Origin of the sequence: Sedimentibacter sp. B4, from assembly GCF_000309315.1 — a bacterium.
In the GTDB taxonomy this organism is placed as follows: domain Bacteria; phylum Bacillota; class Clostridia; order Tissierellales; family Sedimentibacteraceae; genus Sedimentibacter; species Sedimentibacter saalensis.
Window position 1 is genome coordinate 30,883 of sequence record NZ_CANG01000029.1, and the last position, 7,883, is coordinate 38,765.

The following is a 7,883-nucleotide window of genomic DNA, read 5'->3' on the forward strand; positions in this document are numbered from 1 at the left end:
AACTTAAACATTTTCTTATCTCGTGTTGAAAATTTATATAAGGATGATATAATTTAATTACTACAATATTATAGGGTGATAAAAATGAATATAATAAGCATAGTAATTCCTGTGTACAATGTGGAAAAATATTTAAGCAGATGCCTTGAAAGCATTTTATCTCAAAGCTTAAAGGAAATTGAAATTATTGTTGTCAATGACGGTTCAACTGATAACAGCCTTGAAATATGCAAATATTATCAAAAAAAGGACAGTCGGATTATTATTATTGACAAAAAGAATGAAGGGGTTTCTGTTGCCCGAAACACCGGTATGGACTATGCATCCGGCAAGTACATAGGTTTTGTAGATCCTGATGATTGGATAGAAAAAAACATGTATGAAAATATGTACAGCACAATTGAAAAATACAACTGCAGCATTGCTTTTTGTAATTACTCAAAAGATTCAAAGCTTGGAAGCACAATAAAGACGCTAAAATTCAACAAGGATTTTCTTGGCAAACTGGATATAATAAATGAGCTCATAGCTAACATGATAGGAATTGAAGACATACTGCCTAAGTATTACAATGTAATGGGCTGTGTTTGGAGATGCTTGTACAAAAGAGACTTCATAGAAAAGTTCAAGCTCAGGTTTACGCCGGGTATAACAATTATGGAAGACTTGATTTTCAACGTCCAGGCTCTTATTTACTGCGACAAGGCATGCATTGACCACGGAGTGTACTATCATTACATGAAGAATAAAAGTTCTTCACTACATACATACAATGAAAAAATGTGGCAGGACCTGGTTAAAGTTCACAACAAGCTTGAAGAAATATTAGAAGATGCTGAATTAAGCGAATATATGAGGAACAGGCTTGATTCAAGATATATTGCAATGGCTGCCTGTGCTGTAGGAAACGAAATATATTTAAACAACAGCGCCAAGTTAAACGACAGAATGAAGGCAGCAAAATACATTATAAAAGACAATAAACTAAAGGAAGTGCTGCAGCGTGCAAAACTCTACAACTTTGAAAATCTGAAGGATTTAAGAAGCAAGGAAGAAGCAGCAAAAGAAAGGATTGTCATAAGAAATCTTCTCTTTTATACAAATCCTGATCCCATAAGTGTTGAAAAAATAAGAATAAGAAAAGCAAAAAATTCAAAGAGGAGATAATCTCCTCTTTTTCAATATATATTATTTTACAACTTTTCGTTCTGGATCTATAAGCCCTCTCATGTCTCCCATTATTGCTCTTGGAACCGGCAATGATATCATTGTCTGCAGTCCTGGTTTTGAATTTATGACCTGCGGTATCATATTTACGCACATTGCTATTGTTCCAATGCCTCCCGGTACTTCCGGTGAATTTACCATGTTGATGTTTGGTGTTCCTTTGATTATTACATAGTCGCCGGTCTTTACCCCAACCTGCTCAGGTTCTATTTGCTGAGGATGGTCCATTTCAATTTTCATTTTTCCATCTACATAACCGAATCCCTTCATTGCAACTCCGGCTACGTTGCCTGCTTTTGCAAAGCCGTATGGTGATTTTCTGTCCACATCAGTAAGTATTGGCTCCATAGTCTGCTCTACTTTATCAACCTTCCAACCTATGGCATCAGCAATCATGCTGATGGATTCCGGGAATCCAACATGTCCAGACATGCTGTTAGTTTCAACTTTTCGGTTAAATTCATCAAGAGATATGCCAATTCCCTGTTCTTCCATAACTGTAGGTCCGAAAGGTGACAGACTGTTTACTCTTCTTGCTGTGATTTCATCAACAGATTCACAGCATCCCGTCATAATTACAACAAGAAGGTCCATAATAAGTCCTGGATTGATGCCTGTGCCAAGAATAGACACTCCGTTTTCCTTTGCTATTTCATCAAGCTTCTTAGAAAGTTCAGGCTCCTGTGCCATAGGATATGCCATTTCTTCAGCACTTGAAACTACATTTATTTTATTTTCCATTACAAACTTAAATTTGTCAAAAGCTTTGCTTGTAAATGAATCTGTAACACATAAACAAACATCAGCACATTTTTCAGTAATTGTCTCTTCCGGAGTTTTTACTATTACTTCAGCTCTGTCTCCCCTTTCTGCTCCAATTACTTCATACATGCTTTTTCCAAGCTTATTGCCAATATCAATTGCTCCAACTATGTCAACGCCTTTTTTATTTAAAAGCATTCTTGCCATTCCTGAGCCCATTGCTCCAAGTCCCCATATTACTACTTTTACGTTTTGCATTTGTTTCCTCCTAAATTCTATATCTGCATATATAATAAGCAATTCTCGTGCCAACTTTTCTTGTAGCAATATATTTTTTATCACCTATAGAAACATTGGATTTCCAATGCAAATTAAATCAATAATTCTGCTGCGACTCTTTTTTGAATATTTTCTAGTTATTTTCTTTAAATTCCATAAAATAAAATGCAAAATAATTTGCGTTGCTGCAAATTATTTTGCATTTTATTACATATTATGAATGTATACTTGCAATTAAGCTACGTTTTGTTATTTTTTATACAAACTTTGCATAAAATAAGGGAAGAAACTTATGCTTCTTCCCTGCATTTTTATTTATAAGTTTTTTCAACATAGGCACTGGTTGTGGCTCTTAATAAACTTGAATAGCTCACTTTAAAGCTTACTTTATCTCCAACTTTGTAAGGGGTGTCGGATTTGGTAACATCAAGTATCAAGTGGTCAGAACTTGCTCCTAATACGTCGATTTTAGAGTCTATAGGATGTAGGTTGTCAGGATCTACGTCTTGTCTTCCTACTGCTATTATGGCCCTTTTTATTATGCCTCTGTCTTCATAAACCGGTCTGTTTCCAAAAGCATCAACTCCGGTTTCTCCCACGGGCACAGATTGTTTTTCCTTTAATTCAATTATTTCAGCTTCAAGAATAAATGCATCATCATAAAATCCATCAAGCATTTGACTGTAAGCAGTTTCATCACCTAACAGAAATGCTTCACCTACTCTTAAATTGTTTATACCCCTTGGAAGTTCATTTTTGCCTATAAGGTAGACAGAGCTTGAATTTCCGCCGGATATCATTTTAAGTTTTATGTTGAATTTATTTTCTATTTTTGACGCTGTTTCAACTAAAATAGAAAGATTTTCATTCTTTGGTATTACAGCTCCATAACATGTGAGGTTTACGCCCAGACCGTAAAGCTCTATGTTTTCAAGCTTCAATATTTCTTCGATAGTCTCATAAATTTCATCTTCGTTTTTATAAAATATTCCTTCTCTTAAATCACCAAGATCTACCATGAGAAGTATTTTATGTGTTTTGTTGTGTTTAGCTGCATTTTTGTTTAACTGCTTAATTGTTTCTATTTCAGAGTTTAGTGAAATGTCAGAGTGAAGAACTACATCTTCTGCTTCAGAAATCATGGGAAGCCTTAAAAGAACTCTTTCTTTCTTTGTTCCATGGTACTTTTTCAAATTTTGAATTCTGGAATCAGCCAGATAATCAATTTCCGAATTTTCCAACAGCTTGTAAATCTCCATGTCTGCGCAGTATCCTTTTGTTACAATCATCAAAGAACATCCTGAGCCCTTCACCATTTCCGTGATTTTGTCGAGATTATTTTTTACTTTTTTTAAATCTACTACCAATCTAGGATACATATCAATCTCCTATAAATAAGCTTTTTTTCATTAAAGCAAGAGCATCGTCATGATAACTTTTAGAAAGCACTCCAAGAGATGATAAAATATAATCTTCATCTATGAGTATCTGTGCTAATTCTGTAGGATACAGTTCCTGCTCCTTGCCATGATGCTTTATGAGTTCCAGTATATCTTTTTTGCCCGGAAGCCTTGTTAAAGCTCCGCCGGTGCCTATTATATATTTTATTGCAGTAAGGTCTTTTCCTTCAGCAACAGTCTTCTTGCCTGAAGCTGTATAGAAATATCGAAGATGCCCCGCATGTCTTTCAAGTGATGTGAGGACTGCTTCTTTTGTGAGTCTTTCAACAAACTGCATTTCTCTTGCTGTTTGTGGTATAGGTTTATAATTTGCCAAAATTTCTTCCGCGTCCGGAAATTCTTTTTTCAAATTATCCATTCCTATTTTTTCCACAACGTGATTTGCATTTACATATACGCCTAAGTCACCTTCAACAGTACGTTTGGCAACCGGTTCCGGACTAATTAAAATTGAATTGATTTCAATTGACCCTTCTGTTACAGAATGCACATCTGTTGTTGCTCCCCCAACATCAAAGATTACCAGATCCCCCAACTCTTCCTTCAATACTTTTGCTGCTTCCATAACAGCTCCTGGCGTAGGAATTATAGGGCCTTTTACCAGCTCCCTCACCTTGCTCATGCCGGGAGCATGGATGATGTGTTCCTCGAATGCATCTTGTATTATTTTTCTTGTGGGTTCCACAACCAATGTATCAATTTTCGGATATACATTTTCCACAATATATACCTGATTGCCCGCCTCCTCGCACATGAGGCGCACTTCTTCCTGGTTTTCAATGTTGCCTGCATATATGATGGGTGTTTTAAGTCCCATGGAAAGTATCATTTCCAGGTTGTAAAGAGCTGTTTCCCTTTCACCGTAATCCACACCGCCTGCAACAAGAATAATATTGGGGCTTATTTCCTGTATTTTCTTTAAATCAGTCTTTCTCATCCTGCCTGAAGTAATCATCTTAATGATTCCTCCGGCGCCAAGAGCTGCTTCTTTAGCTGCTCGAACAGTCATATCATAAACAAGACCATGGACAGTCATTTTTAAACCACCAGCAGCACTGCTTGTAGCCAGCATGTCATCCCATGTTATTTCGTCTGCATTGAGATTCTTCTTCAAGTCGTTAATAGCACCCTTGAGACCAACCGTAACATCCCCCTGAAGAACAGACGTAGGCGCCTGCCCTTGCCCGACAAATGTCGGGCAAGAAGTACCTATTCCATTGAATGCATTAACTACTGTAGTGGTGCTGCCTATTTCGGCTACCAATACATTTACTTTCACTATGCGTTCATTTCCCTTCTTCTTTTTACTAGGAAGCTTGCAACATCAATACCGTGGGATCCTCTTCCGAATCCGGCATCCATTCCAGCTTCAACAGCAATTTCATTGTTAACCTGAGTTCCGCCGCAAACTATCATAATTCTGTCTCTTATACCTTTTTCTATGCAAAGTTCATGAATCTTTCTCATGTTCTTAATGTGTACATCATCATGAGTTATAATTGTGCTTACCAATATTGCATCAGCATTTGTTTCGATGGCAGCATCAACTAATTTTTCAACAGGGCATGAAGTTCCAAGATATTCATACTTAATACCAAATCCTTCAATACCGCCGTGTTTAATGTCCAGCGTTTCCTTAAGTCCAACTGAATGTTCGTCTTCGCCTACAGTTGCAGCAACAACAAACATTGGTTTTTCCTGTATATCAGCTCTTATTTCTTCAACAGAAAGAACTTCAACTTTTTCTGGGATTACCAGTTCATTAACATCAATGTCAAAGTTAACTCTTCCTTTGATTTCACAGTAAGTTCCTTCTGATGGGTGCAGGCATTGTTTGTGAACAACAGTAACATCTTCTAGACCCATTTTTTCTCCGCATTTTATGGCTGCAAATTCAGCTGTTCTTTCATCAAGAGGAAGGAATATGGAAAGAAGGACAGTACCGTCGGCTCTCCATTCAACTTCTGGTTTTACAAGATTTGTATCATAATACTTTTCAGCTTCTTCAAGTCTCTTGTTGACATTATCATGTTCATCTAATTCATCAATGTAGATAATTTTTGAACGGTCTTCAAATGTATCTCCTCCAATGGCGTCGCTGGCTTTTGCAAACTCCTTAGGAATGTTGTTGTATCCGTAGTGAACAGAAACCGGAGCAAAGTAATCTTCATCTCTTTCATAAATGAAACCGTATCCGATACCGCCTTCGATTTGACGAGCTATACCATCTCCGTTTCTTTCAGGATATTTACCGCTGTCAACAAAGAATCCTTGTTCAACAGCTTTAAAGAATCCTCCAACCTCAAGAACTTCTTCCATGAACAATATTGCTCGTTCCTTGAGTTCTCTTACATCTTTGCCTAAAACTCCGTCTCTGTCAAGTTTAACCATTTCTCTTAAACCATCCATACCTGTAAGAGACTGTTTAGCAGTCATTATTCCGGCGATGTTGTTATAATGCCATGGCACGTTTCTTCCTTCATCAGGAGTGATAGTTGACTGAATATCAGCACTTGTAAGTCTTGAAATCATCATGTTCATAGTGTGAGTTACTGCAGCTTCACGAGTGTCTGATTCCATGTATTTTGTATTTTGCTGAGCTCTCATCTTATATTCTCTGAATAAGTCACGAAGAGCAACTGCATACGGAAGGTCAAGTCTCATACATGGTGCAGGTGGTGCTGTAGGAGGAACTGTTGACAATGCAATATTTTCAGGTTTAATACCAACTTTTCTTGAGAAAGCTGAGTTAATTGCATGTTGAACCATAAGTTCAGGCATAACTTTCCATGCTTTCATAGCTGTTGCATTGGCATTGTGTGCTCCGTCTATCTGAAGAATGTTAGCCCATGACATTATTTTCTTTGCTTCGCATGCGTCAACAAAACTTCTTACCATGTTTACGTTTCTGTACAGCACATTGTACTGAGGATCCTGGTGAGCACCGTTAACGCCTTCTTCAGCGAACATAACAGCAATGTCAGGACCTGCAACGCCTGAAATGTATGAGTGGAAGTTAATTGGACGGCCAACTTCTTCTTCTATTAAATCACAAGCTTTACGGCTTGCTCTAACTTGCTTTCTAGTAACCATGATACCGCCAATACCCTGGTTTGTTCCTTCAAGAAGTGAATCAATGTGAGACTGTCCTGCAGTTCTTATAACCATCAGATGGTCAGCACCATGCCAAGCAGCCATACGCATTCTTCTTATATCATCTTCAAATCTTCCTGAAGCAATTTCAGTAGTGATTACGCAGTCCGGCTGAGGATCGATATATCCGAATCCACGGCTTCCAGGAAGCGGAACTGAATTTGTAAGGCTTTCTGAAGTTTCATGGTATTCAAAATCGCCGATAGTTCTGTTTTCATTTCTTCCTTCTCTCCAGTGCCAGCCGCGTCTCTTTGGTTCATATTTGTCCAAGTCTTTTAATAATTCTTTTATATCTAACTTTTTGTTAGGATCAAGTTTCATCTATATGCCCTCCTTAAAATAATGAATCTACGTCATCCCAGTGTCTTCCGTTAGCAAGTTCAAGACCGGCTTCACGCACTGAAATACCGAGTTTCTTAGATAATCTCCACACAACATTTCCAGCACCTTTTCCCATTAAACCCTTGTTCATAACGCCTTCAACAATAGGTTTAACTTCAAGGCTTGAGAATCCCATTCTTAAAAGAACGCTTCTTTCAACTGATGGAGTTGTGTTCTTTTTTCCCAATTCAAGTAGAGGGTCTACTATTTGTTCTGCCAAATTCCAAAATCTATCATATAATTCTTCGTCTGAAAGATTTGCCAAATGAACTCTTCTTTGTTCGAAATCGTCGGCTCTTTTCATATTTTTGCTCCTCCTGCATTTTTAAAGTTTATAATCTGCAAATAGGCGTATGCATTTCATACGCCTTATTTATTTTAATATTTTATAATGAAGCTATTACTTCTTTTACAAATTCAACATTTGTGTTTGTTTCTTCTGCAAGGAAATCTATGTCAGCATCATTAGGTGTTACATTGTATGTTGATACTGCATTTTTTATCAGTGATTTTCTCATGTGTATTAAATCTGCATCTTCTGCTTTTATCATTGATGGATGTTCTGGCAGTATTATGTTTGTTCCAGGAACTTCATCTTTTGGATTTCCAAATTTTATTTCT

General features: G+C 37.2%; 6 protein-coding genes and 1 pseudogene. 1 reads left to right on the forward strand and 6 read right to left on the reverse strand.

What is annotated here, in order from left to right:
• Positions 1 to 84 precede the first annotated feature (84 nt).
• Positions 85 to 1,167 carry a glycosyltransferase gene (locus tag BN358_RS22250; protein ID WP_019228188.1) on the forward strand — a complete coding sequence of 361 codons (1,083 nt, stop codon included), beginning with the start codon at positions 85 to 87 and terminating at the stop codon, positions 1,165 to 1,167.
• Between the two features lie 21 nt (positions 1,168 to 1,188).
• Here BN358_RS22250 and ord read toward each other — a convergent pair whose 3' ends face one another.
• The 6 genes and pseudogenes from ord to BN358_RS25965 all read right to left on the reverse strand — a co-directional run.
• Complete coding sequence (gene ord, locus BN358_RS04935) at positions 1,189 to 2,247, reverse strand: 2,4-diaminopentanoate dehydrogenase (RefSeq protein WP_019228189.1); 1,059 nt, start codon at positions 2,245 to 2,247, stop codon at positions 1,189 to 1,191.
• Between the two features lie 332 nt (positions 2,248 to 2,579).
• Positions 2,580 to 3,647 (reverse strand): ornithine racemase Orr, encoded by a 1,068-nt coding sequence (orr, locus tag BN358_RS04940; RefSeq protein ID WP_019228190.1) that lies wholly within the window; start codon positions 3,645 to 3,647, stop codon positions 2,580 to 2,582.
• A 1-nt stretch (position 3,648) separates the two neighbouring features.
• Positions 3,649 to 5,007: a GlmL-related ornithine degradation protein gene (locus BN358_RS04945; protein ID WP_019228191.1), complete on the reverse strand. Its 1,359-nt coding sequence runs from the start codon at positions 5,005 to 5,007 to the stop codon at positions 3,649 to 3,651.
• Positions 5,007 to 7,202, reverse strand: a complete 2,196-nt coding sequence (gene oraE / locus BN358_RS04950; protein ID WP_019228192.1) for a D-ornithine 4,5-aminomutase subunit OraE — start codon at positions 7,200 to 7,202, stop codon at positions 5,007 to 5,009. The genes BN358_RS04945 and oraE overlap by 1 nt, the downstream gene beginning before the upstream one ends.
• A 13-nt stretch (positions 7,203 to 7,215) precedes the next feature.
• Complete coding sequence (locus tag BN358_RS04955) at positions 7,216 to 7,566, reverse strand: ornithine aminomutase subunit alpha (RefSeq protein WP_019228193.1); 351 nt, start codon at positions 7,564 to 7,566, stop codon at positions 7,216 to 7,218.
• 82 nt (positions 7,567 to 7,648) lie between these two features.
• Positions 7,649 to 7,883 (reverse strand): annotated as a pseudogene (locus BN358_RS25965) (PLP-dependent lyase/thiolase); the annotation flags it as partial.

Coding starts and splice junctions, on each gene's coding strand:
- BN358_RS22250 (WP_019228188.1), top strand. CDS start 85: ATGAATATAATAAGCATAGTAATTCCTGTGTACAATGTGGAAAAATAT.
- ord (WP_019228189.1), bottom strand. CDS start 2,247: ATGCAAAACGTAAAAGTAGTAATATGGGGACTTGGAGCAATGGGCTCA.
- orr (WP_019228190.1), bottom strand. CDS start 3,647: ATGTATCCTAGATTGGTAGTAGATTTAAAAAAAGTAAAAAATAATCTC.
- oraE (WP_019228192.1), bottom strand. CDS start 7,202: ATGAAACTTGATCCTAACAAAAAGTTAGATATAAAAGAATTATTAAAA.
- BN358_RS04955 (WP_019228193.1), bottom strand. CDS start 7,566: ATGAAAAGAGCCGACGATTTCGAACAAAGAAGAGTTCATTTGGCAAAT.